At 38.9% G+C, this 26181-nt stretch carries 13 protein-coding genes and 1 pseudogene; 4 read left to right on the top strand and 10 right to left on the bottom strand.

All coding sequences use genetic code 11. From position 1 onward, the window contains the following. The first annotated feature begins 57 nt into the window (after positions 1 to 57). Positions 58 to 345 (top strand): DUF6520 family protein, encoded by a 288-nt coding sequence (locus KCTC52924_RS14405; RefSeq protein ID WP_251806765.1) that lies wholly within the window; start codon positions 58 to 60, stop codon positions 343 to 345. Positions 346 to 459: 114 nt separating this feature from the next. On the opposite strand, the gene KCTC52924_RS14400 is transcribed toward KCTC52924_RS14405, so the two are convergent. The 5 genes and pseudogenes from KCTC52924_RS14400 to KCTC52924_RS14380 form a co-directional block, all read right to left on the bottom strand. Beyond that, positions 460 to 3318 (bottom strand): M16 family metallopeptidase, encoded by a 2859-nt coding sequence (locus KCTC52924_RS14400; RefSeq protein WP_251806764.1) that lies wholly within the window; start codon positions 3316 to 3318, stop codon positions 460 to 462. Positions 3319 to 3361: 43 nt separating this feature from the next. Further along, positions 3362 to 4807, bottom strand: a complete 1446-nt coding sequence (locus KCTC52924_RS14395; RefSeq protein ID WP_251806763.1) for a RagB/SusD family nutrient uptake outer membrane protein — start codon at positions 4805 to 4807, stop codon at positions 3362 to 3364. Between the two features lie 9 nt (positions 4808 to 4816). Continuing rightward, positions 4817 to 7846, bottom strand: coding sequence for a SusC/RagA family TonB-linked outer membrane protein (locus tag KCTC52924_RS14390; protein ID WP_251806762.1), 3030 nt, complete (start codon positions 7844 to 7846; stop codon positions 4817 to 4819). A gap of 1253 nt (positions 7847 to 9099) precedes the next feature. Further along, complete coding sequence (locus tag KCTC52924_RS14385) at positions 9100 to 9447, bottom strand: DNA-directed RNA polymerase subunit alpha C-terminal domain-containing protein (protein WP_251806761.1); 348 nt, start codon at positions 9445 to 9447, stop codon at positions 9100 to 9102. A 215-nt stretch (positions 9448 to 9662) separates the two neighbouring features. Next, positions 9663 to 9749: pseudogene (locus tag KCTC52924_RS14380) on the bottom strand (chloramphenicol acetyltransferase); the annotation flags it as partial. An 865-nt stretch (positions 9750 to 10614) separates the two neighbouring features. Here KCTC52924_RS14380 and KCTC52924_RS14375 point away from each other — a divergent pair. After that, positions 10615 to 11925 (top strand): capsule assembly Wzi family protein, encoded by a 1311-nt coding sequence (locus tag KCTC52924_RS14375; protein ID WP_251806760.1) that lies wholly within the window; start codon positions 10615 to 10617, stop codon positions 11923 to 11925. Between the two features lie 1935 nt (positions 11926 to 13860). Here KCTC52924_RS14375 and dnaK read toward each other — a convergent pair. After that, on the bottom strand, positions 13861 to 15780 hold the full coding sequence (gene dnaK, locus KCTC52924_RS14370; RefSeq protein ID WP_251806759.1) for a molecular chaperone DnaK: 1920 nt from the start codon (positions 15778 to 15780) through the stop codon (positions 13861 to 13863). A gap of 1974 nt (positions 15781 to 17754) precedes the next feature. Here dnaK and KCTC52924_RS14365 point away from each other — a divergent pair. After that, positions 17755 to 18582 carry an amidohydrolase gene (locus tag KCTC52924_RS14365; protein WP_251806758.1) on the top strand — a complete coding sequence of 276 codons (828 nt, stop codon included), beginning with the start codon at positions 17755 to 17757 and terminating at the stop codon, positions 18580 to 18582. A 995-nt stretch (positions 18583 to 19577) separates the two neighbouring features. Here KCTC52924_RS14365 and KCTC52924_RS14360 read toward each other — a convergent pair. Further along, positions 19578 to 20042, bottom strand: coding sequence for a GNAT family N-acetyltransferase (locus tag KCTC52924_RS14360; protein ID WP_251806757.1), 465 nt, complete (start codon positions 20040 to 20042; stop codon positions 19578 to 19580). 212 nt (positions 20043 to 20254) lie between these two features. Further along, a complete protein-coding gene (locus KCTC52924_RS14355; protein WP_251806756.1) occupies positions 20255 to 21565 on the bottom strand; it encodes a phosphoribosylamine--glycine ligase in 1311 nt (436 codons plus the stop codon). 555 nt (positions 21566 to 22120) lie between these two features. Here KCTC52924_RS14355 and KCTC52924_RS14350 point away from each other — a divergent pair. Continuing rightward, positions 22121 to 22861 (top strand): tyrosine-protein phosphatase, encoded by a 741-nt coding sequence (locus tag KCTC52924_RS14350; protein ID WP_251806755.1) that lies wholly within the window; start codon positions 22121 to 22123, stop codon positions 22859 to 22861. 143 nt (positions 22862 to 23004) lie between these two features. Here KCTC52924_RS14350 and KCTC52924_RS14345 read toward each other — a convergent pair whose 3' ends face one another. Both KCTC52924_RS14345 and KCTC52924_RS14340 read right to left on the bottom strand, forming a co-directional pair. After that, positions 23005 to 25383: a GumC family protein gene (locus KCTC52924_RS14345; RefSeq protein ID WP_251806754.1), complete on the bottom strand. Its 2379-nt coding sequence runs from the start codon at positions 25381 to 25383 to the stop codon at positions 23005 to 23007. A 21-nt stretch (positions 25384 to 25404) separates the two neighbouring features. After that, complete coding sequence (locus KCTC52924_RS14340) at positions 25405 to 26181, bottom strand: polysaccharide biosynthesis/export family protein (RefSeq protein WP_251806753.1); 777 nt, start codon at positions 26179 to 26181, stop codon at positions 25405 to 25407.

The raw sequence follows: 26181 nt of genomic DNA, 5'->3' as shown, positions 1-26181 counted from the left end.
ATCCGCCGAAAACCTGAACCAAGAGTAGGCATTAATTATTAATTTAAATTTACTATCATGAAAAAGCTAAAATTAATCTTACCGATAATGGCATTTATATTTGCCATTGCACTGTCTTTTGCTTTTAATAATGTAATCAACAATGCTGATTATTGGTATGAAGTAGCACCAGGGAATCGCGTGCCCATTGATGTAGACTGCCCTGGGACATTAAACGATTGCAAAGTTCAATTTATTAATGAAAACGGCGATCCGATAAGCCCAGAATATACAGTATTCCCAACAGAATCTGGAGGCACCCCTCTGAAAACCAATAGCTTAGACCCTATTTTAATAGTTCAATAAGAACCATCAAATAGGCATAAAGCACCGTGAAATACCATTCTCGGTGCTTTATTTATATTATAGCACGATTGAATATTTTACCAACTAGATACTTAGTATTTGTCAATAAAACTTCTAAGGATTCGTACTATCTCGCATAATAAACTCAATCATAAAATCGTCTTTTAAATACTGGATTGCAGTTCTTTGGATATCTTTCAACGTTAGTGATTTCATAAAATCATCTTGCTCCTTTTTATTGATTAGCTTGTCATTATACCTATAATGTCCATAGATTTCTTTTTGTGTGAATCCTTTGCCATTTATATACCAAAGAGATAAATCATTTTTGAATACTTCTTCAAATTCCTGATGGTTAAAACCATTTTCCTTTATCTCTGAAATCAAATTTTTACTTTCCTGTCGTAGCCACTCCAATTCTTGTTGTGTACAATCCAGGTATATACCGAGACTATAAGATTCCAGATACCTATTGTAAACGCCATGAGCTGAAAAGTTATACAACGCCCCTCCATTTTCATAACGAAACTTATTCAATCTAAAATTAATCAATCTCCCGAGTGCCACTACTCGAATACGTTCTTTCCAATCCATTGAATCCTCCGCTTTACTTATAAATCGAAGCATATATTTAACACTTTTCATTAAGTAGGATGTCTTCATTTTATCTGTGAGGAATTCATGATATTGTGGCCCTTTATTCAATTTTATTTGTCCTATGACAGAAGAATCACAAGTGGTAATCATATTATTGGATAGGTTGCCTAGGTATTTTTGTATTAAGGGTAATACCGATTTTCTGGAAAAATCTCCGCTAAGGATAAAAGTGAAATCCGATGCATTTTCAAATAGGTCAATATATATCTCAAAAGCACGGTCCTTATCAGTTTTGGAAATACCACTAAATCGTTTAGTCCCCCCTTTTAGTACCATTGATTTATCGTTTAAAACTTCGCCCATGAGTACACTAAAATCAATCCCAACAGGGTTTATTGAAGGATTTATGTACCACTTACGTTCAATTTGCTTCCAACGTTCAAAGTTTTTTTTGTCAATTTTTTTTGGCTTGGTATGATACAGATATACCAATTGCAGCATATTTTCTAGATTACTCAGGGTTCCATCTACCTTAATCCCTGTCTCCAGTGGATCGATATAGTGATTTAAGTAAATATTGTGTTTGGAAATAAAATCTTGGAGCTCTGTTCCACTCAACCCCCCTATTCCCTCAGTTTTAACAATTAAAGGTGCATTTATGGCAGAAAAATAGTCTACTTCGGGAAAACATAATGCTCCTTTTGGACTGAAACCATGTATAAGTATCCGGTCTTTTAACCGCCCAGACAATTTATTATTATGTATAACAACTTTAACCCCGTTATCCAACAAAAACTCATTAACACCAATAATATTGGCGTTTTTTTTAGCATATCCGACTTCTTTTAAAGATCCAACCTGTTCATCGGATATTAACGGCTTAATAGCCTTCTCTACCAAAGGAATATCTTTAATCAGTGAGATGTCTATAGCTTGCCGTATCCATTCCCGTATTTTAGACTCTGAAATAGATAAGATCCTGTGTCCTGTTGGGGCAATAATACCGATATCATTAGGGATTTCCGATAGGTATTTACCAGCGTATAAATTTATATCTTTCAAAGATAGACCTATTAACCACTGTTTTAAATACTTCTTTTTATTTTCTGGCAAAGCTTCGTGATATACAAAATGATTGGCCATTTGCTCCTTCCAGTATGTTGCACTATTGGTATTTCCCAGTCGCCGCAGTATAGTTTTCCTAGCATCCTCCCATTCTTCTGGAGTAAAACCTTTGGTTTTGACTTGTTGCAATAACTGTATGGTATTCTGAATTTTTTGCTGCTCGGTATTATCAATTACAGAATGTACAATTTGATAAAAAGGAGAATATGGTTCGGGGGGATAAAGAACTCCTCCAGAAATTCGTTTGTCTTCAGAAATTCTAGAATTGAACATACTGGCAATAGCGGACCATACCAATCTCCGTTGTAATCCTTCCCTTGTATTTTTTAAACTCAGAGTCTCTTTATCCCGCGTATATAAATATATTTCTACTGACTTTTTGTCCATATCGTTTCCATTTTGTTTCCTTCCCAACGCCACAAATCGGCTAGGGCCTTGTAGATAATTTAAACGACAATCAGTATTTATTTGAGGAGGTGGTTTAACAATAGGGATATTTGAAAAGCGTTCCTTAACATGATTCTCAACAGCATCCATATCTTTTATATTCCCCGTAATGATCAATCCCATTCGATCTGGTCGATACCACTTTTTATAAAATTCAATCAGCGATTGGGGCGAAAAACTAATATTATGCTCTAAGAGATTGGAATAATCCTGATTACATGGGAATAATTTTGATTGAAGTTTTTTCTCTAGAAAAAACTCATCCAATCTATGTCCAACACCATACATTATTTCCTGTCTTAAAACCCCTTTTTCTCCATTTATGGCAGTAGTTGTAAGCTTTAAATCTGAAATATCTCGAAACCACTGTAATCCCATGTCCAGGGCGTCATTATTATTAATAGGAATATTAAAGTTATATACGGTATATATATGTCCAGTATTACCTCCATTGTCTTTTAAATTTATTCCTAATTGAGATAATCGCTTCACGTTATTTCTCAAATGTCCGGGGAAATGGTCTGCAGTACTAAAAGCTAAGTGCTCTATGGCATGTGCATAATCCATTTGATCAGGGTTTTGATGATAGGCCCCAACTTTTACATATAGATCCATTAATACCTTTTGGGTATGGGGAACATTCTTTATATAATACGTAAAACCGTTGGGCAAACGCCCATATCGAATACTCGGGTCTATAGGTATGGTATCTTGAATTGCTATTCCCATATCTGCCCACACAAATTGTATAAATAATAGGTGTATAAAAATTATCTTGATAGTTCGTTTTGCTATATATTTCATTTGATTTTTTTTTGTAATTGTGTAATGACAAAAATGGTGAGAATCAATATCCCCCATTTTGTGTCAGATTTGGGTTTTTGACTCGCTCTTCTTCAGGTATAGGATACCAGATATCCGTATTTTGCCATAATGGTTTTATTGGCGATAATATTTCGGAAGCCTTTCGCGTGCGTTTCAGATCCATCCAACGATGACCCCATTCGGCAAACAGTTCTTTCTTTCGTTCCTTCATTATCTCATATAACAAGGCTTCTTTTCCTATTCCCGGATTTGTATCGGCGAGCAATACTACACCTGCTCTTTGGCGTAACTTATCAACATCGGTTATTGCTTCGGAAAGTTTGTTTTGCATTGCTCGGGCCTCTGCCCTTATCAAGTATTGTTCAGCAAAACGGAGCACCATAGAATATTCAGGAATATCCTGTTCTGGAGCATAATAAGTTTTATATTTATAGGAATAGTAGTTTGCAATTTCTCCGCTTTTATTTACTTCCTCACCTACCCAATGTATCTGTCGCTTGTCTGCAACCTCCATTTCTTCAATAAAATCCTTGCTTAATCGTACATCCCCAACTACTAGAACGCCAGGTATAATAGAATATCTGATAAAAATAGATGCCTCGAAAGTAGTTCTTCCTCCTACTCTTCCTACGGGCGATATCTGCCATATGGCCTCATGGCTATTGGCTAGAAATACCTGATCTAAATCATTCAAGATTTCATAGGTACCAGTTTGGGATATTACCTGGCTACTCAACTCTTCCGCTTTGATCCAATTCTCTTGATAGAGATATACCCGTGCCCGTAGCGCCATTACGGTGAATTGGTTTACGCGGGTACGTTTTTCTGAAGGATAGTCCACTACTTCTTCCAAAAATAAGATCGCCTTATCAAGATCGGTAGCTATTTGTTCCCATACCTGCGCTGTGGGATTCCTTGAAGAATGGGCATTACTTTTATAATCCGTGGTCAATAGCAAAGGTACATCCCCGTAGAGATTTGTCAAATAAAAATAAGTGAATGCTCGTAGGAACAATACCTGTCCCTGCAAATGATACCTAGTAGGTTCTGTTATACTAGAAGAATTGGCCAACCCTTCCAACACACTGTTCGCCAAATAGATTATATTATAGGCACTGCTCCAAAGTTTGAGGTTTGCTAGGGCATCGGGAGTATCCATTATAGATATTTCATTTTGCCAAAATGGCCCATACTTTGTATGGACTGTTTTTATTGGCTCTATAATATCCGCCGACATCCCCCCCAATACCGTAACGGAATTTTGAAATCCTTTCGAAAAATCAGCGTTCACTAACTGGTTATATATTCCTGTTACTGCAGCAATGGCTGTTTCATCGTCCGCAAAAACATTTTCACTGACAATCTGAAAATTTGGGGTACTTATATCCACAAAATCCTCACAGGCAGATAGCATGAAAAGGTATAGGAAGGTTATCACCCCAATAATTATTTTAGTACATTTTCTCATGGTTTTCTATTAAAAGTTGAGTTGTAATCCCGTTGTAATCATCCTCAACGGCGGCAAGGACGTATTTGATGGACTATCTAGATTAAATCCCGGATATGGACTAATGGTGAAAAGGTTCTGTGCCGAACAAAAAATCCTGAAATTCTTGATCCCAGTATTTTTCAACACTACTTTTGGTAGGTCATAACTAAGGGAAAGAGTCCTTAAACGTAAAAAAGAGGCGTCGATAATACTTCGGTCGCTTTGCTGGTCGAGATTATATGCTCTCTTGGCAACAAGGGAACTTTCAATATACAGATCCCCGTCCTCCCATTCGTTATAATCATCTACATGGCGGTTATATGGATCTCCTGGCGCATGTCCAAAAACAAAAGGCTTTGGAGCATCTTGTTTTACGAATTCCCATAAGAAACTTAACCCAATGCCCATGTAGGACACATTATTAGAAATTCCACCAAAATATTTTCTTCCCATTTCCTTGATAACAGTACGATCTTGATAATCAAAAGTTCCGTCCCCATTTACGTCCATAACTTGAAATAACCCCGTATCGGGATCGGTTCCCGTATACTGGTATAGTAATCGGATATTAATGGGATACCCTTCCCTGAAAACATTTGCATAAGCGGTTTGATCTAAACCGGGAAATCGTAATAAAGTATTGCGGGGAATACTAATATTAAAAAAGGTCTGCCAGTGAAAATCTGTGGATCGGATATTGGAGGTAGCTAACTCCAGTTCCCACCCCCTATTCTCCACGGTTGCCGGTAAATTGGCCTGAACAGAAGTAAATCCTGTTATGGCCGGAAGGGGATAACCTACCAACTGATTGGAAGAACGGTTGCGGTACCAACTCACTTCAAATGTAATCCTGTCGTTTAATAGGCCCATCTCTAGGGCTGTCTCTATTTTTTTATTTTCCTCCCAAGCAAAATCCCCATTGAACAATTGGGTAGGATAAAGACCATTGGGACCGGGTGTGGCCTCATATGCATCCAAAAATTGGTAATCCCCAATCTGGTCACTTCCCGTAGTCCCATAACTTCCACGGAGTTTTCCAAAACTCAAGAAGGGGAAATTCTGTTTTAATATAGGTTCTTCGGTAAATATCCAGGCAAATCCTGCCGCCCAAAAATTCGCAAACCGCTTGTCCGGACCAAACCGGGATGAACCATCCCTCCTCCCTGTAAGGTTAAAGAAATATTTTTTTTGCCAATTATACCCAAAACGACCATATACCGCATTATAGTTATATTGTACATAACGCCCCTCTCCATAGGTATTATAAACCTCGGCCGCAGGCATATAGCCTATAAGGGTTTCGGACACATATCCTTCGCCCCTTATTCCGAATCCATCGCTTTCATTTTGTTGAAAGGTAACTCCCAACAAGGCATCCACATTTCCCTTTCCGATAGTGGATCGATAATTTAGCTGTGGTTCAACTATCCAAGTGAGCCGTTTTTGATAATTTTGTGCACCTACATGTTTAATGTCTTCCCTCAGTTGGGGAGCAACTATTGTATTTGGGTTCTTTGTTTTAGTTGCCCTGATGTTAAACGTATAACCCAGGTTGGTCTTAACACTTAGTCCTGGAAATAAATTATAAGATAGCCCAAGGTTTGCCAGTAAATTATTTCCTTGTCCGTTGGCAATACTTCTTTGAGCTGCCAAGGGATTATCGTACACACTGGAATACTTCCATTCTTCCCAATGCAAACTATGGTCTTCATTATATAAGGGAGGGGCATTAGGAGGTAATTGATAAGCTTTTTGTACAAGCGAATGCACACCGGAAGCTTCGCTCTTATCTACCCCATAATTTACAGATAAATTAATCGCTAGTTTTTGGTTTTCCGAAGTATGACCAAGATTAATAGCTGCTGTAACCTTGTTGTAGCTATTAGAGATCGGGAACACTGTCCCCTCTTTATGATAAGATCCTCCCAAGCGAAAATAAGTGGTGGCATTGCCACCGGAGGTGGATACATTTATATCTGTAATGTTTGCGATTCCCCCCAACAGTTCCTCCGGCCAATCCGTATAGCGGTCCGTATCCCAAAGCAAAAGGTCCCAATCGTTATCGGGGTTGGGTTCCCTCCCCGCATTTGCCAAAGCGGCCCGGCGCATATTAATATATTGCTCAGTGTTTAGTATTTCCATCTTTCTTCCTACTTGTGCAAATCCAGAATACCATCTTGTCTCCACCTGTGTCTTTTGATTATAGCCCGTTCCCTTTTTCGTAGTGATCAATACCACTCCATTGGCGCCACGAGAGCCATAAATAGAAGTAGCATCCGCATCCTTTAATACTTCTATACTTTCTATATTGGATACATTGAGGGTACTTAATGGATCCCAACCATTTTGAAAAATATTTTGATATTCTTCAATTGGTGCAGAGTTGATAGGAACACCATCTATAATATATAAGGGGTAATTCCCCTCATCCCGTAAGCTGTTCCGTCCTCTTATTCTAATAGTTGGTGCATTACCTGACACGCCACTGGATTGTACCACCTCTACTCCCGCCATTCTACCTTGCAACGCCTCTAACGGACTAACTATAGGCTGCAGTTCTATCTCTTCAGCGGTGACCCTACTGATGCTTCCCGTGCGTTCCCGTTCCTTTACGGTGTAGTACCCCGCATTCACCTCTACTTCCTGTAGTTCGGTTACCTCGGACAACAGTTCTACCTCCATGGTAGTCCTGCCAAGGATAGGGAGTTCCATGGTCTGATAACCCAAATAGGAATATACCAAGGTTTCGGAACCTTTTACGGTAATGGAATAGTTCCCCTTGGTATTGGTAAAGGTGCCAGCATCCGTGCCTTTAATAAGGACATGTACCCCAGGCAGCGGACCATAACTGTCCGTTACAGTTCCTGTAAGCAGGTAATGTTGTTGGCTACCCAAGATCTGAGAATCATGAAAACAATGCCCATGGGGCAAATGGGCGTAGTTAGGTGGGGAAATAAAAATGCAAAGTAATAATAAACATAGGCGCATTACACTCGTGTTCTCAAGAGAATTTTTCATAATTTTGAAACGTTAAATGAAACTTAGTTTTGTTTAGTCTAGGTCTGCCAAACGTTTGCGTGAACAGGGTTTGGTGGGCCATTTTTTTGTTTGTTATGACATAGGCATTAAATGGATTTGTTATTTGTTGTACTGTATTGTGTAATGGCACAAAATTGACGGTTACCTATATAGGCAACTCACCTACCTTTCCATGATTCAGCTCCTCCCTGCCTACAACCGTTTATCTTGACCTTGGAGCTTATATATTAAGTCCTTGGTCCTAACGGATGGGTACGGCAGAAGTAGAGAAACCATCAATGTCCTTAGGCTGCTTTGTCGTTGTTTGGCCGGATGCCAAAAATATGTGGATCGTTAATTATGGGATAAAAAGGATTTCGAGTTCCGGAATAATTGGTACAACACAATCCCATAATATGTAATAAGGTTAAGCCTATACTGGGTTCTTTGGCTTTTTTGTAAAGAGAATATCGAACACGGTAAGCTGCAACATTTTAAGATGCTGACCTGAACGGTTACCATTTGGTGTGCTAAAACGGTTTTCCATACCTCTTTAAGCTTTTAAGTTCCTAAATGCAATGCTTCTAAATAAAGCTACGCTAAGAATACAGTGAGTAAAACCTTTGGGCATAAAAAAGGCGCAGAACTCAACTTACCGACTTGAGGTACTGGTATACCTGACAACGATAAGAGAGGCTGCGCCCGGGTCGCAAGCCAATCTACTTATCATCTCGTTGTCTAAAAATTACCAGTTTTCAAGTCGAGATTCAAAGCGAATGCTTCTAATATTTTCTATAAGAAGAATCGCAAAAATACTAATTCAAGGCTAATATAATAAAAATATTCAACTATTCGGATTTCAATCCGAAAGATATTGCGTCTTAACCGTTTTATTTGTTACTAAATGAAACATTCTAATAGAAAAATCGTAGAGTTTATAAGGGATAAGTGGGTAGAACCAACGAATAATAATAATCGATTTGCAAAGGAACATTTCATAGATGAGAAAACAGTAAGAAGTATTAGAGAAAATCAGAATTATCAAATTAGTTTAATAACTATATTGAGAATTTGTGAATCTAAAAATTTAAAACTAAGTGAGTTCTTCAAAATGGTTGGCATTTAAATTATAATCATTAAGGGGAATGCTAAACTCACTTTCTCCCTACTAAGAATTCTCTTTATTTCTTAGAAATTGAGTGCTTAAAATTTATTAAAGATGGTTTAATTTTATTCCAAACTATAAATGCCGACTAACGTTTCATTTCGAGATTGGCGAACAAACAGAGTTCTTTTATTTCGTGGATCGTTTTTCTTCCGGCATTCTTGGTGTGCAAAAGTTCCTTTAGTGACAGTTTCGCCAAGTCCTGGGTGGTTCCTTCCAATAGTTCTATCTTGTCCATTGCTTTCAGTACGTTAAAAGTACGAGTAGACAATGGCAAACGGTAGATTTTGGTATTCCTGTCAACGCCTACAAATTTAGATATCGAGCCAACTTCACCTTCTGTTTCCCTATAGAGTTCGGAAACTTGTTTCTGGAATTTTCTTATAGTGTCTAGGGCTTCTAGAAATTCATCGTAGGTGACCATGTTCTTTTTCATAAAGTAGTGTTTTTACTGGCATTCTTACAGAAAAATATTGGAGTTCAGAAACAAATATAATACCATTGTAAGTCTGTCAAAATAAGACTCCATAAAAAAACGCTAAAAAGAAAGCTTTCCCCATAGAAGGAGACCGGATCCGTCAACAAAATATTCAGCCCTGGCCTATTGGCGGGTGGAATACTTAGTTATTGTGCGTGCGTTTTTTTTTATTCAATTAATTTTTCAGAAAATCGTTTCTTGATATCTTTTGCAGGATTTCCACCAACAATAGTATAAGGCTCAACATCTTTAGTTACTGTCAAATTTGTAGCAATTATCGCAATATCTCGAAAGAACACGTGGAAATGCTCTTCGACCAGGGCCTGCACCTAGTCTCCGGCATCAGGAACAATATGAAGAGTAAGTGGTTTTGCAAAACGCAGAGGAGCAAAATTGTATCGGGTTCTCGATACAAAATACGTAACGGCCGTCACTTCGAGTAATCCGACAATAGGAGGATTGTATCGAGAAGCACTCGAACTGAAGGTTGACCTCATCTCCGTCACTTCGAGTGGTTTTATGAAGCGAAGCGGAATAAAATTGTATCGAGAAGGCGATACAAAATGTCTGCGACCGTCACTTCGAGTGGTTTTATGAAGCGAAGCGGAGCAAAATTGTATCGGGTTCTCGATACAAAATACGTAACGGCCGTCACTTCGAGTGGTTTTATGAAGCGAAGCGGAATAAAATTGTACGGGTTCTCGATACAAAATGTCTGCGACATTTTACTCGAACTGACGAACTGATGATTCACCCATCTCCGTCACTTCGAGTGGTTTTATGAAGCGAAGCGGAATAAAATTGTATCGGGTTCTCGATACAAAATGTCTGCGACATTTTACTCGAACTGACGATAGATCCATCTCCGTCACTTCGAGTAATCCGACGATAGGAGGATTGTATCGAGAAGCACTCCAACTGACGGTTGACGGAGCTACGAAGAGATTGTTAAATGGTCACTTTTAATTGTCTAACGCCAACTGCTCACTTATTTATCGCTTCTCTTTTTTCATTCCTCCCCACAAGCCACAGAAGATTAACGGCATATTTATCCGTTGAAATCCCAATAAGTTCCATAAATTGCATGATTTTATATTCCATTATAGAATACCCTAAACAGTTATCATGCTTAAAAAATCCCCGATTTTTATTTTTTGCTTACTGTCATCCTTAATGCTTCACGCCCAAAATCACTTTATTACAGACGTTAGCCTAAAGGCACTTGTGTCAGAGAAGGAAAATTCGTTTTGGTCCTACAGCAACTCCAATGGGTTAATACAGCCCAGTACCAAGCTCTTTGGAGCTATAGGTTCCGAATTCTCCAACTATGTGGGTGAATACGGCAGGCTTGTACTAGGAGCTAGTGCGTTTTACGCTATTAACCACAACCATCCAGATGGAGTGGCCTTCAACCAATATTATGGAGTATACGAATTCCATAAATTATCACTCACCCTAGGGGCAAAACAACGCCCAGAAAAACTTATGGGACTCTCTAGCATAGGAGGAGATATCCTATGGAGCAATAATGCAAGAGCGCTTCCAGGGATAGAAATCGCGTCCATTGCCCCAATTAAGTTGTCAAATTTTATGAGTGTGGAAGGCGCCTTGGGACATTACTATTTTATTGACAACCGAGAAGTGGATAAAGCACGACTCCATTACAAACAACTGACCTTTAATTTTAACACCTCCAGAAATTCGGTCTTATCCCTAGGTTTACACCATTATGCACAATGGGGAGGAGTACGAAGCAACAATAGGACACAACCGAATAGTGTTCAGGATTACATTAAGATTGGTTTTGGTGTTTCAGAGGACAATACAGCTAACCATTTGGCATCTTACCATATAGATTATAAAATTAAATTTAGGAACGAGGATAAACTACATCTGTATTACCAATCAATCTTAGAAGACATCTCTAAGAAGGAAGCAAAGAATTTTTCGAATGACGTATGGGGCGCCTTCTGGTCTACCCCAAAAAATAGTTTTATAAAAGGATTCCTCTATGAATACCAAAATACAGTAAGACCAAATAATTATTTTAACAATGATATCTACGCCTCTGGCTGGACCCATTTTGGCGAGGTTATAGGTACCCCTTTCATTACCCCAAATCGCGATGGGACGGGTATTATTAACAATACCTACAAGGCGCATCATCTAGGAGTTACGGGACGTATCTTCAATTTAACCTACAAGGGGAAAGCTAGCTATGTAGAGAATAAGGGGCTGTATAGCGACCCCTGGAATCCTACACACAAAAACCTGTACGGCTATGGAGAGCTCACCTACCATCCCTCCGAAAGAAGCAGCTTTACCTTTAGCCTCGGCGGCGATATAAATAGCGCATTACGAGATCGAGTAACCGTAGGCCTAGAATACCGCTACCGCTTTGGGAGACTCTCACGTTACATCTATGCGCGGGATTAGGTTTTGAAGGGTTTGATTTAGTATCTAGTACAAAGTATTGAGTATTGAGAGGGTTCAGTGAAAAGTGAAAAGTGAAAAGTATTCAGCTCTCGGTATAGTATGTAGTCAGTTCGTAATGAACGATAGTGAAGAGAACTCGCACAAGTAGCTGAACGCACCGTCCTATATGGTGCTAGGTTACTCAAAACCTACCCTTCCGTCATAATTAGGCTCTAATTAAAATGAAAAATTAGGGAAAGGCAATGAGCCGGCGCAGCCAAATTCCTTAAACGCGAAATAGTGTACGAAAGCTCCGAAATCAGGAGTCCCTGAAAAGGGACGACGCGGAGTTTCGAACACGATTTTTCGACCTTGGTGTCGAAAAAATTTATTGTTTAAGGCGCCTTTTTCTTTGTTTCGTTTCTTTTGGGCGAGCAAAAATAAACCGACGAAGGAGGTTCATGAATACCATTGAAAATCAAATATAAATGCATGAACTAAATGAAAGAATATCCAAAGCAAAGTAGAAAGCCTTCAGTATAGTTAGTTAGCTTCTATGTATAACTACCAAACAACATTCTCGGTCCACCTAAAATACAAGAATTCGGCTAAAGCCAAAAATCACTAACCAATTTTAACCACGGGCTAAAGCTCCGTAGCAATTCAAAAAAGTCCTTACCCCCTGCCCTATAGGGTGGACTTTTTCTTGCATAGTTTATATGATGATGAATTTTCGCTCTCTTAAGGGTCGAGCAGGATTAAAATTCAGTTTTACAATACAAAAGCCGGCGCAGCCAAATTCCTTAAACGCGAAATAGTGTACGAAAGCTCCGAAATCAGGAGTCCCTGAAAAGGGACGACGCGGAGTTTCGAGCACGATTTTTCGACCTTGGTGTCGAAAAAATTTATTGTTTAAGGCGCCTTTTTCTTTGTTTCGTTTCTTTTATTCATAAGCTGGTCTATTGCTTTTTAAAGGAATTCATGAATGCCAGGCATTTGGGCGAGCAAAAAGAAACCGACGTAGGAGGTTCATGAATACCATTGAAAATCAAATATAAATGCATGAACTAAATGAAAGAATATCCAAAGCAAAGTAGAAAGCCTTCAGTATAGTTAGTTAACTTCTATGTATAACTACTATACATCATTCCCGGTCCAGCTAAAATACAAGAATTCGGCTAAAGCCAAAAATCACTAACCAATTTTAACCACGGGCTAAAGCTCCGTAGCAATTCAAAAAAGTCCTTACCCCCTGCCCTAAAGGGTGGACCTTTTCTTGCATAGTTTATATGATGATGAATTTTCGCTCTCTTAAGGGTCGAGCAGGATTAAAATTCAGTTTTACAATACAAAAGCCGGCGCAGCCAAATTCCTTAAACGCGAAATAGTGTACGAAAGCTCCGAAATCAGGAGTCCCTGAAAAGGGACGACGCGGAGTTTCGAGCACGATTTTTCGACCTTGGTGTCGAAAAAATTTATTGTTTAAGGCGCCTTTTTCTTTGTTTCGTTTCTTTTGGGCGAGCAAAAAGAAACCGACGTAGGAGGTTCATGAATACCATTGAAAATCAAATATAAATGCATGAACTAAATGAAAGAATATCCAAAGCAAAGTAGAAAGCCTTCAGTATAGTTCGTTAACTTCTATGTATAACTACTAGGCCAGCTAGCGCGCAGGAACGAAAGCTCCGAAATCAGGAGTCCCTGAAAAGGAGCGGGGCGGTCGAAAATTCAGTTCGATTTTAGCCAAAATAATAGTAATCATAACATCACCCAAAAAAAAAAAAAGAACCCTTCCGTCTTTTGTTCCCGAAAAGGTGAACAGAATACAGTGAAATTCATTCTTTAAAGGGTAACAACAATTCGTCATGATCCGTTAGGGAGGGGTTACAAAAAACAAACCCCCATCAATTGCTTGATGGGGGTCTGTCTGTACTTAACTTATGTAGTGATCTTTAATTACTTCACTTCTTCAAAATCTACATCCTCAACGTTATCCGTTTCTTTGGCCTCACCGTTAGATGATGCAGTATCATCTGCAGCAGCTCCACCAGCAGGAGCACCTTGCTGTCCTTCTGCTTGTGCTTTGTACATCTCTTCAGAAGCTACTTTCCAAGCTTCGTTAATCTTATCTAAAGCAGGCGTAATTACGGCCAAGTCTTTAGACTCATAGGCTTTCTTAAGCGCTTCCAAAGCTTCTTCGATTGGCTTCTTCTTGTCCTCTGACAATTTCTCGCCAAATTCCTTCAATTGCTTCTCGGTCTGGAAGATCATTCCATCTGCCTCGTTCAACTTATCAACAGTTTCCTTGGCTATTTTATCGGCTTCTGCATTGGCTTCCGCCTCAGCTTTCATCTTCTTAATTTCCTCTTCAGTCAATCCAGAAGAAGCTTCGATTCTAATATCCTGGCTCTTGTTGGTCGCCTTATCCGTAGCTGATACTTTTATGATACCGTTGGCATCAATGTCAAAAGTAACCTCAATCTGTGGAGTTCCCCTTTGTGATGGTGGAATACCGTCCAAATGGAATCGTCCAATCGTGTTGTTGTCGGTCGCCATTGGGCGCTCCCCTTGCAATACGTGGATCTCAACCGAAGGCTGATTATCAGCAGCTGTAGAGAATACTTGCGATTTTTTGGTCGGAATGGTGGTGTTCGCATCGATTAATTTAGTCATTACCCCACCCATGGTCTCAATACCTAGAGACAACGGAGTAACATCCAATAACAATACGTCTTTCACATCTCCAGAAAGTACTCCACCTTGAATAGCAGCACCAACGGCCACAACCTCATCTGGATTTACCCCTTTAGATGGCTTTTTGCCAAAGAACTTCTCTACGGCATCCTGTACCGCTGGAATCCTTGTAGATCCACCAACCAAAATAATTTCGTCGATATCACTTTTTGTAAGACCGGCCGCTTTTAGGGCAGACTCACAAGGAGCGATGGTTCTCTTTACCAAATCATCAATCAATTGCTCAAATTTGGCCTTGGTCAACGTACGTACCAAATGCTTAGGTCCTGAAGCGGTAGCCGTAACATAAGGTAAGTTAATTTCCGTCTGGCTAGTAGAAGACAATTCAATTTTCGCCTTTTCAGCAGCTTCCCTTAAACGTTGCAATGCCATGGCATCTTTACGTAGGTCTATTCCTTCTTCTTTGTTAAACTCATCAGCCAACCAGTCAATTACTTTTTGATCAACGTCATCCCCTCCTAAGTGGGTATCCCCTTCGGTAGACAATACTTCAAAAACACCATCACCCAATTCTAGGATAGATACATCATGTGTACCTCCACCAAAATCGAATACTACGATCTTCTGGTCCGTATCCTTTTTGTCCATACCATAGGCCAAAGAGGCTGCGGTAGGCTCGTTAATAATACGCTCCACGGTAAGTCCGGCAATTTCACCAGCTTCTTTGGTAGCCTGTCTCTGTGCATCGTTAAAATAAGCAGGTACCGTAATTACGGCCCTAGTAACGGTCTGACCCAAATAATCCTCGGCCGTTTTCTTCATTTTCTGAAGGATCATAGCCGATAATTCCTGTGGAGAATACAAACGACCATCAATATCAACTCTTGGTGTATTGTTATCCCCTTTTACCACTTTATAAGGCACTCTACCGGTTTCCTTGGTGGATTCCGAAAATTTATTGCCCATAAAACGTTTAATGGAGTAAATGGTCTTGGTCGGGTTAGTAACTGCCTGTCTTTTTGCAGGATCACCAACCTTAATCTCGCCACCTTCCACAAAAGCAATGACAGATGGAGTAGTTCTCTTACCTTCTGCATTTGGGATTACAACAGCCTCATTACCCTCCATTACGGAAACACAAGAGTTTGTTGTTCCTAAATCTATTCCAATAATTTTACTCATGTTTATGTATTTACTGTGTTGAAAAATCTTTTTAGTTCTCGGAGCTATTAAGTCAAGGATTGTGCCATGACAAATAAATATGACAAGGTGGCAGACTCCCGCGCCCTATTCCCCTAAATAGGCGTTTTTCTCCCTTCTTTGGCCATTCCCCTTTGGCATAAAAGAGCCAAAGGGTCGTGCTTTCCATTGCTAGTCCCATTAACCTCCCTAAAGGTTGGCCCATGGGACCTATACATTGCAACCACTAATGCAAATTTATTAGTAGTGAGAAATAAATAGTATTAAGTACAAAGTATTAAGTAGTGAGTATTGAGATTGCGCTGCGCTGCGCTCTTGGCAGTAGGCACTTCACTATGAACAATAATGAACTGAGAAAAAAGAAAAGAGAAAAAAGAATCTTCGAAGTAATACAATTACATAGTACTACAATGGCACATTTTCTATTCAGCAAAATAACCTAATCCCAAAGTCGGTGACTGAGTTTACCTTCCGGAGGAAGGCGTAGTCGAAGTCGCCATTGAGAGCTAGTATTGAGATATGAGTATTGAGAGGGTTCAGTGAAAAGTGAAAAGTGAAAAGTGAAAAGTATTCAGCTCTCGGTATAGTATGTAGTCAGTTCGAAGGAACGATAGTGAAGAGAACTCGCACAAGTAGCTGAACGCACCGTCCTGTACGGTGCTAGGTCACTCAAAAGCTACCCTTCCGTCTTTTGCTCCCGAAAATGCGAATAAGAACAAACAGTATTAAGTACAAAGTATTGAGTAGTGAGTATTGAGATTGCGCTGCGCTGCGCTCTTGGCAGTAACCCCACTCTTATGCTGAAAAAGTCCTTACCCCCTGCCCTAAAGGGTGGACTTTTTCTTGCATAGTTTATATGGTGATGAATTTTCGCTCCCTTTAGGGTCGGGGTTAACGAAAATTCAGTTCGATTTTAGCCATTTAAGGCAAAAAGCCGGCGCAGCCAAATTCCTTAAACGCGAAGGACCGAGATGTGAATGCAACGATTTGCATTTACAACAAGGGGACAGCTGGCGCGCAGGAACGAAAGCTCCGAAATCAGGAGTCCCTAAAAAGGAGCGGGGCGGTCGAAAATTCAGTTCGATTTTAGCCAATATAATAGTAATCATAGCATCACTCAAAAAAAGCAAAAATTCAGTCTTTTGTTCCCGAAAATGCGAATAAGAACAAACAGTATTAAGTACAAAGTATTGAGTAGTGAGTATTGAGATTGCGCTGTGCACTTGGCAGTAACCCCACTCTTATGCTGAAAAAAGTCCTTACCCCCTGCCCTAAAGGGTGGACTTTTTTGCTAACATACTAGGGTCGAGATTAACGAAAATTCAGTTTTACAATACAAAAGCCGGCGCAGCCAAATTCCTTAAACGCGAAATAGTGTGCGAAAGCTCCGAAATCAGGAGTCCCTGAAAAGGGACGACGCGGAGTTTCGAACACGGTTTTTCGACCTTGGTGTCGAAAAAATTTATTGTTTAAGGCGCCTTTTTCTTTGTTTCGTTTCTTTTATTCATAAGCTGGTCTATTGCTTTTTAAAGGAATTCATGAATGCCAGGCATTTGGGCGAGCAAAGAAATCGGAGATTCACGAAAACCGATAAAAAACAATAAAAATCACCTTGAGTAAAATGAACAAACATTCATTGCAAGGAGAAATTAAATCAGTATAGTTCGTTAGCTTCAATGTATAACTACTATACAATATTCTCGATATAACTACTAAACGACATTCTCGGGATTAAAATTCAGTTTTACTATACAAAAGCCGGCGCAGCCAAATTCCTTAGCCGAGAGGACCAAAAATTATTTCCAAATCATCAAATTAACTCATTTCCAAATTAACCAATTGCTCCATTTTTACCTTAATAAATCGTCACCTACTAGAACTGCCCTTTTTCTTTTCACTTCTCTCTTTTTTCTTTTATCTTCATAACCTCATTAACCATCAAACTTTTTAATTAAAATGATCATAGATTCCCATCAACATTTCTGGAAGTACAACCCAAAAAAACATGCTTGGATAGACGATTCCATGTCCGTAATTCAAAGAGATTTTCTACCGTCGGACCTACAACCTGTTTATGCCGAAAATGGAGTGGATGGCTGTGTTGCGGTACAGGCGGACCAAACTCTTGAGGAAACCGATTTTCTATTGGAGCTGGCCCATAAAAACGATTTTATAAAAGGCGTGGTAGGTTGGATCGATTTTAGAAGTGTGGCTGTGGAGCACGACCTAGAAAAATATGCATCGGATAAAAAATTAAAGGGATACCGACATATTGTTCAGGGAGAAGAAGATCATAATTTTCTCTTGCAACCCGATTTCTCAAACGGAATTTCTAAATTGGAAAAATATAATACGGTGTACGACATCCTTATTTTCCCTCATCAGTTAGGAGCCACATTGGAGTTTGTGAAAAAATTCCCGAACCAAAAGTTTGTCATCGATCATATGGCCAAACCCTATATTAAAAATGGCTACTACGAAGGTTGGGCAGTGCTGATGAAAGAGATAGCCAAATACGAGAACGTCTCCTGTAAACTCTCGGGCATGATCACGGAGGCCGATTACCACCATTGGACCCCAGAACAGATCCACCCGTATATGGAACTGGTACTTTCCTCCTTCGGACCAGACCGCTGCATGTATGGGTCTGATTGGCCTGTTTGCCTAATCGCTGGAAACTACTCCCAGGTACTACAACTCACTACCAACTACATCAACACCCTAAGCGCCACAGAACAAAATGCCATAATGGGACAGAATGCAGTGACGTTTTATGATTTGTAAAAAGTATTGAGATGTGAGTATTGAGTATTGAGAGGGTTCAGTGAAAAATAGTAGTGAGTATTGAGTAGTGAGTATTGAAATTGCGCTGCGCTCTTGGCAGTAACCCCACTCTTATGCTGAAAAAGTCCTTACCCCCCGCCCTAAAGGGTGGACTTTTTCTTGCATAGTTTATATGATGATGAATTTTCGCTCCCTTTAGGGTCGGGGTGAACGAAAATTCAGTTCGATTTTAGCCAATATAATAGTAATCATAGCATCGCTCAAAAAAAGCAAAAATTCAGTCTTTTGTTCTCGAAAATGCGAATAAGAACAAACAGTATTAAGTACAAAGTATTGAGTAGTGAGATTGCGCTGCGCTGCGCTCTTGGCAGTAGACTCACTCTTACGCTGAAAAAAGTCCTTACCCCCTGCCCTAAAGGGTGGACTTTTTTGCTAACATACGAGGGTCGAGATTAACGAAAATTCAGTTTTACAATACAAAAGCCGGCGCAGCCAAATTCCTTAAACGCGAAGGACCGAGATGTGAATGCAACGATTTGCATTTACAACAAGGGGCCAGCTGGCGCGCAGGAACGAAAGCTCCGAAATCAGGAGTCCCTGAAAAGGGACGACACGGAGTTTCGAACACGGTTTTTCGACCTTGGTGTCGAAAAAATTTATCAGGACCGATCGGAAAATGCAACGATTTGCATTTGTAGCGAGGGGCCAGTTGGCGCGTTGGCCTTCGCTGCAGCAGGCTCTGTAAATCAAATATAAATGCATGAACTAAATGAAAGAATATCCAAAGCAAAGTAGAAAGCCTTCAGTATAGTTAGTTAACTTCTATGTATAACTACTAAACGACATTCTCGGGATTAAAATTCAGTTTTACTATACAAAAGCCGGCGCAGCCAAATTCCTTAGCCGTGAGGACCAAAAATTATTTCCAAATCATCAAATTAAACCATTGCTACATTTTAGCCTTAATAATATTGTTACAGTAAGGAATTGTTTCATTAAATAATTTTCAAAATCGGTTCATATATAAACATCCATTCAGGAGCACCCACATCAGCGCTTTCGGAAACACGTACAAATCCATTTTTCACATAAAAAGTTTCCAATACCTGCTCCTCAATGGTTAACCAAAACCCTTGCTCGGGGAAGTGAGATTTTAGGGCCGATAACCAACGAGTGCCTAAAGCTTCATTTCTGCGTTTAGGATCTACAAATAAAAATCCTATATAATGATATCCCTTAACCACGTACTCCTCCCCCACCGCAATTTCAAATTCGGTCCGATTTGGCGGTGCGGTTCTAAAAACAATCCCTCCAGCAACAAGCTGCTTTTCATCCAATAAGGCGTAAATATTGGCTGATTTTTTATAATCTTTCCACAGAGGCCGAATAACCTCCTGCCAATCTTGGGGCAAAATCTTAAAAAAGTCCTGGTAATTATCGCCTATTTCCTGAAATTCCATAATACCCCTATTTCGCTAGCTTCAACCTATTAAATTATACCTATCAATCACAAACTAGAGCCCAATTGGGAAAGTTGTTTTTGTGATGTCAGATTTACTATAAAAACCCTTCCATCCAATTGTTTACAACGACACGAAATCAACATAGCAGTACAGCATTCCCTATATCGCTTTTTTCCATGCGTGTTCACAGTAAGCCCTAGGTTATCGTCCTACAACAGACCCCATGACCATAATCGGTCAAAATCATCGGACCACCGGTCTCCGATATCCGTTCGGTAATACACATTATTGATAATAATATTACTGATCCTGTTTTTCATCATCCGTTGGGCATCTTTCATGGTGAGTCCCGTTCCTGTGACCATAAGTGCTATCCCGGTATTCCCAGTAATTAGCCATTCCTCATTTATTTTTTTCAAGTGCATGGGGTGGATACCTTCCTTCTGTTCCTTTTTAAAAACAATGACGGAATCTTTGGAGAACAATTCAAAGGACTTTTTATCATCAAAAGGAAATGGAGGTACTACCATATAGGCGCCAACCTGAAACCCTTTCCTTACATTAATCTTAAAATTTTCACCCGAAGCCAACTTATAGAACATATTCCCCATAGGTTCCATAATTCCCGCACGTTGAATAAATATTTGCGGGTAGCCAAACCTAGAGGTAAATTCTAACGGATATATTCCATTCCCATTTACAATACAGTTAATATCTAACTGCCCTACTAAACCTCCTTTAGCAAGAGACTTTTCAAACTTTTTTAAGGTGGCGTCAAAAATAGGCGAATCTTTGGTCCAGAACATACTGGAACCCATTTCGCCCGTGGAAACTCCTAACTCCTTAGGGAATAATTTTTTATGTTCAAAAGTGACATTTATGGGGTAGATAAATTCTTTCCCGTTAAAATAGGCAGAGACCGATACCTCTACCCCCTTCACCTTGCGTTGTAATTGAAAATTCCCAAAGTCGTTCCCCCAAGATTTCTCATAAGCCTTTAGTACCCTAATAACGTCCAATCCCTCATCATCGCTACCAACAAATAATAATTGTTTGTATTCCTGGGTCTCACCAGAAGGTTTTATAACATAGGCATTAGGGTGACTTTTTACATAATCTATAGCATCCTGAAAATTAAAAAACTCTTTGGACGGCAGTATTTTTATACCATGTTTCTTTAATTCATCCTGACCAAAATTGCGATCCAGTTCCAAGAGATCGGAATATTCAGTGCCTCCGACTACCAATTTTCCTTGTGCTCTTAACTCCGAGCATATTTTACCATAACCGGTATAATCAAAGATCAACACATCGGCCCAATCCACATGAGTTTTCCAATCCTTGGCCTTTTGTACAAAACCATACCCAATTTCCCGCGAAGGTTTGTCTTCTATGTACATTTTAACAGCATGGCCCTCGTTCAGTATGGCCACTGCAATATCTAGGGTTTCACCCCATCTGGAAATAATCAAAAAATTACGCTTAATTTCAGCAGTATTTTTAAGTTGTTCTTTTTTCAAGTTATGTAGCTGTATTTTTTTAGTTTAAAATTAATTCCACCTATTCCATAATTGGATAATGGGTTGCAAAGGTTATGACCACAAAAGAGTCGCGGTACCTATCCGTTAAGTTCTCTTGGGAGCAAAATAATGGTGATGTAGTTAGGGTTAAATAATTCAGGGTCCGTGTTTTATGAATGTAATACATAGGTGTTATTCCCGAATCATAATGAAGTTTTCAATCCGTTAAACTTGTGTAATGTCCAAACAAAGATATATGAAAATATAATGCAAAAACTATAAATAATAGGCTATCAGATTATATTTTATTAATGCACATTTCAAGAAATATAATCGGATGTTAGTATAGAGAATTTGTACCCGTAGCGTATTAACCGCATCCTCCTTCACACCAAAACAAAAATTATAATCCACTGTAAATTTTTGAACATCAAAGAGATACAATATTTAAAATTCAGCACTTGTAACCTAGCGAAGTTAATTTGTAGCCCTTTCCCTAGATCGATTTATTTACTATAATAAGAAACACTATTTTTGGACTTAAATATATTATTGATGTTTCATTTTTTTAGTAGAAAAAAATTTTTAGTCGATTCCCTAAAGGATTTCGTAGATATCCACAACCATATTTTACCTGGTATTGACGACGGTGCTAAAACTGTAGCGGACTCTATTGAGCTAATAAAAGAATTTTCCGCTATAGGCATACATAAGTTTATTGCCACACCCCATATTATGCACAACTATTACCCTAATGACTATGAAAGTATTCATAAGGCCAAGGGAAAGCTTTTAGATGGTTTATTACAGGAAAAAATGACTGATATAACATTGGATGTGGCGGCGGAACATATGATAGATGCCAATTTTGAGATCCTTCTAGATCAAAAACAAGTAATGCCCATAAGAAACAAGTATTTGCTAATTGAAATGTCCTACTTACAGCCTGCCATTAATTTTGACCAAGCTGTCTTAAAAGTAACCTCTAATAGGTACTTCCCTATCCTTGCTCATCCAGAAAGATATAACTTTCTGCATATAAACTCTTCTAAATATAAAGCCTATAAGCAACAGGGTGTTCAATTTCAAATGAACCTTCTGTCCTTAGGTGAATTTTACGGAAAGGATGTTCAGAAAAAAGCATTTAAAATATTAGAAAATGGCCTAATGGATTATGTCGCAACCGATGTACATAACTTAAGTCAATTAAAAGCCCTGAAAGAGATACAGCTTAGTAACAAACAACTAAAACTGCTTTTGCCTGTTATAGAAAATACAATTAAGGAATTCTATTAATTAAAGATCTAAATCACCAAACCTGCATTTTCATTTCTACTTTATTTAATTAGTCGAGATTGATTACAGAAGATTAAAGTAGTTTATTCCCAAACTATGAACTCTTTGATGAAAAATAGCAGGATAATTAAAAAATTACCAAACTAAAATTTCCACCACTTTTTCATAGAGCTTCCATATCCGTAACCATATTTCCCGCCATACCCCAAATTGGTATCCTTAACGTCGTTTACAATAAAGGAGAGTCCTTTTAATTTCCCCTCTTCCTGTAACTTTAATGGGAACTCTAATACTGCTTTCTCCGTAGCGCCCGCTCTGGTTACATAAATTATATGATTTGCATATTGACTAATCAACAGCGTATCGGTTACTACAAACAAAGGGGCAGTATCCACAATAACATAGTCATAACTTTCGGAAAATTCTTCAAATAGCCCTTTCAATTTATCACTCATTAAGAGTTCTGCAGGGTTTGGCGGTATTTTTCCGGAATAGACTACATCTATATTATTAGTATGTACAAGCATAGAATGCACTAAATCTTTGGGGGACAAACTATCATCATAAAGGAATTCTGTTAAACCGATGTCTCTTTTTACCTTTTGTTTACCAAGCACGGCCACATTCTTATTGGTCAAAAAAGTATACAATTTAGGGTTCCGTATATCGGCACCAATCAAGAGCACTTTTTTGTTGGTATTAGCGAGTATCATGGCCAAGTTAGTAGATACAAAGGTTTTTCCTTCCCCAGAAACACTAGAGGTAATGAAAATTACATTCTTTTTTCCGGGACCTGTTTTGGCTTTGATCAAATAATCTAAATTGGTTCGCAGAATACGGAGAGATTCTGCCATCACTGACCGATCATCTTTTAAAATTAATTTACTCTCCTTCTTGGACAACTTAGGCAATTCTGCCAATACTGGGATATCACCCACTAATTTTTCTAAACCTATTTTATTGTGAACCTTATTGTCTAACAATTCCTTGGCATAAATAACCGAGAAAGGGACCATTAACCCTAAAATTAAATGCGCCAATAAAATAATTGTTTTTTTAGGAGAGACAGGCGCATTATTAGCTAAAAAAGCTTTGTCAATAATCTTGGACTTGGGTGAGGCAGAAGCAAAAGTAATCTGGGATTCCTCCCGTTTTTGTAAGAGATATAAGTACAATTGCTCAGTGGTTTGCTGCTGCCTAGTAATATCTCGCAACGCCCTTTCGTTTTTGGGTGCCGAATAAATTCTCGAATTTATTCTAGACAATTGGCTACTAAGGCTATTTACCTGCAGTGCCAAATTATTGGTCACGCTATTGAGGCTAGACTGCATATTACGCTTTAGTCCCGCCAATTGCTGATCTAAATTAACAATAATAGGGTTTCTTTCATTGGAGCTTTCCAACAAACGTTTACGCTCCATAGCCAATTCATTGTACCTTGCCGTGGTGGCAGCAATGGAGCCATCGGATAACCCAACATTAGAAGGCATAAGTTCATACCCCACTTGGTTGTCCACAATATCTTTCATAGAGGAGGCGATATCTAGCTGTACGGAGGCATTCTGTAATTCCTGTTGGTTTGCAGCTCCAATATTTAGGTTAAGATTGGTCTGGGTTCCAATATCCGAAATTCCTCTGTCCGATTTAAAATCCTCAGCACTGTCATCCACGGAGGATAAATCTCCATAAATACTGGCAATTCTATCGTCAATAAAGCTTGAGGTTCTATCCGCAATCGCCTTTTTATCAGTAATGGCATTTTGGTTATAATTGAAGATCAAGGCATTAATTACGTCTTTTCCTCTCTCAATGACCTGATCCTCCAACTCTAAAGCAATTATATTGGATTCCTCTTTTGTTACGGAAACTTTTATTTTCTTTTGATATTGTTCAGCTACAGCGGTCAAAGGATTAACAGTTATCTTATATCTTCTATTTATATAAGGTCCAAAATCAACAATATTGGGAGTAATCACCACATCTCCTACCACAGTAGGTATCTTTTTACCAAAAAGATAAACTAAAGCGGGCTCATCCTCGGCAGCGGTCATTTCAAATGATGTGTCAGATTTTAGAGAAATAAAAAATTCCTTTTTAGCACGGTGTACTATGGAATCCGGAGCAAGAAAACTAATATTAATAGGAGTATATTGATACATATCCGAATGTTGGATATTGCCCATAGCGATTATTCTTTTGTTTAACCCCAGTTGTTTAACTACTTGAACCATGTTAGAGCGAGAATTTAGCACCTCAATCTCATCTTCTACCCTATTCCGTCCTCCACCAAAACCACTTAAATCCCTAAAAACATCCAATTCTGAAGTTGAATTTTGATCCTCCAAAATTTGGATTTTTGCTTGGACCGCATATTGGGGCACTGAATAGCGAATTTTTATAACCGCAAGAGCAATGCCAATGATGGCAGCCAATACAAACCAATGCCAATTTCTTAGATATGGTTTTAGCAGTTCTTTATAATTTATTTTTTTGGGAGAAAGATTTTTTAATTTGCTATTCATGTTAATGGAGCAGTTGTATTATTATCGTCTGGTGATTAAGATAACGGTTGAAGTTATTAGTACTGAAATAATAGAGATGGCAATACTGGCCCTCTGATCCAAACTAGAAGCCGTTATACCAGATTTATTGGGCTCTACATACACCACGTCATTCTGGGTAAGGTAATACACAGGAGAATCTACCATTTTCTTGGAGGTAAGATCAATCCTAGTGTATACCTTGGTACCATTAAAATCACGGATAACCAATACATTATTTCGTACGCCACGAATGGTAAGGTCACCAGCAAATCCTAAGGCCTCCAAAATGCTTATCTGCTCTCCATTTACCGGGTAGGTGCCTGGCCTATTCACCTCTCCTAAGACGGTCACCGTGAAATTCTGTAAACGAATATTAATGATGGGGTCTTTTAAATACTCCGCAAGTCGATTTCTAAGGTCTAGTCGCAAATCCTCTGGGGACAACCCCTCTATTTTTAATTTTCCTATTACAGGAAAATCGATTTCTCCTGATTCATCTACTAAATAATCCACAGGTTCAGTTCTGCTACTAGATACACCACCACTCCCTCTATAGAGATTAAATGGCTCACTTGCTTCAGGGTTTAAAGAAGAAACATGGATAGACACCAAATCATCTACCTTAAACTTAGAAACCGAACGATTGGTATTCACCAAGGTTTCAAAATTCCCTATGTCTTGAAAATACACTACCTGTTTTCTGGAAGCACAGGATGTAAAAACAAAAATTGATAAGACCAAAAAATAAAATAAGAAGCCTTTTGTGTTCTTTAGCAT

It is taken from the genome of Arenibacter antarcticus (assembly GCF_041320605.1).
Taxonomy (GTDB): Bacteria; Bacteroidota; Bacteroidia; order Flavobacteriales; family Flavobacteriaceae; genus Arenibacter; species Arenibacter antarcticus.
Note: the sequence above shows the minus strand (reverse complement) of the source record. Positions and strands in the feature narration are given on the sequence as shown.

Excerpts from the sequence above, each read along its gene's own strand:
- KCTC52924_RS14405 (WP_251806765.1), top strand. The coding sequence starts at position 58 with ATGAAAAAGCTAAAATTAATCTTACCGATAATGGCATTTATATTTGCC.
- KCTC52924_RS14400 (WP_251806764.1), bottom strand. The coding sequence starts at position 3,318 with ATGAAATATATAGCAAAACGAACTATCAAGATAATTTTTATACACCTA.
- KCTC52924_RS14395 (WP_251806763.1), bottom strand. The coding sequence starts at position 4,807 with ATGAGAAAATGTACTAAAATAATTATTGGGGTGATAACCTTCCTATAC.
- KCTC52924_RS14390 (WP_251806762.1), bottom strand. The coding sequence starts at position 7,846 with ATGAAAAATTCTCTTGAGAACACGAGTGTAATGCGCCTATGTTTATTA.
- KCTC52924_RS14385 (WP_251806761.1), bottom strand. The coding sequence starts at position 9,447 with ATGAAAAAGAACATGGTCACCTACGATGAATTTCTAGAAGCCCTAGAC.
- KCTC52924_RS14375 (WP_251806760.1), top strand. The coding sequence starts at position 10,615 with ATGCTTAAAAAATCCCCGATTTTTATTTTTTGCTTACTGTCATCCTTA.
- dnaK (WP_251806759.1), bottom strand. The coding sequence starts at position 15,780 with ATGAGTAAAATTATTGGAATAGATTTAGGAACAACAAACTCTTGTGTT.
- KCTC52924_RS14365 (WP_251806758.1), top strand. The coding sequence starts at position 17,755 with ATGATCATAGATTCCCATCAACATTTCTGGAAGTACAACCCAAAAAAA.
- KCTC52924_RS14360 (WP_251806757.1), bottom strand. The coding sequence starts at position 20,042 with ATGGAATTTCAGGAAATAGGCGATAATTACCAGGACTTTTTTAAGATT.
- KCTC52924_RS14350 (WP_251806755.1), top strand. The coding sequence starts at position 22,121 with ATGTTTCATTTTTTTAGTAGAAAAAAATTTTTAGTCGATTCCCTAAAG.
- KCTC52924_RS14345 (WP_251806754.1), bottom strand. The coding sequence starts at position 25,383 with ATGAATAGCAAATTAAAAAATCTTTCTCCCAAAAAAATAAATTATAAA.
- KCTC52924_RS14340 (WP_251806753.1), bottom strand. The coding sequence starts at position 26,181 with ATGCTAAAGAACACAAAAGGCTTCTTATTTTATTTTTTGGTCTTATCA.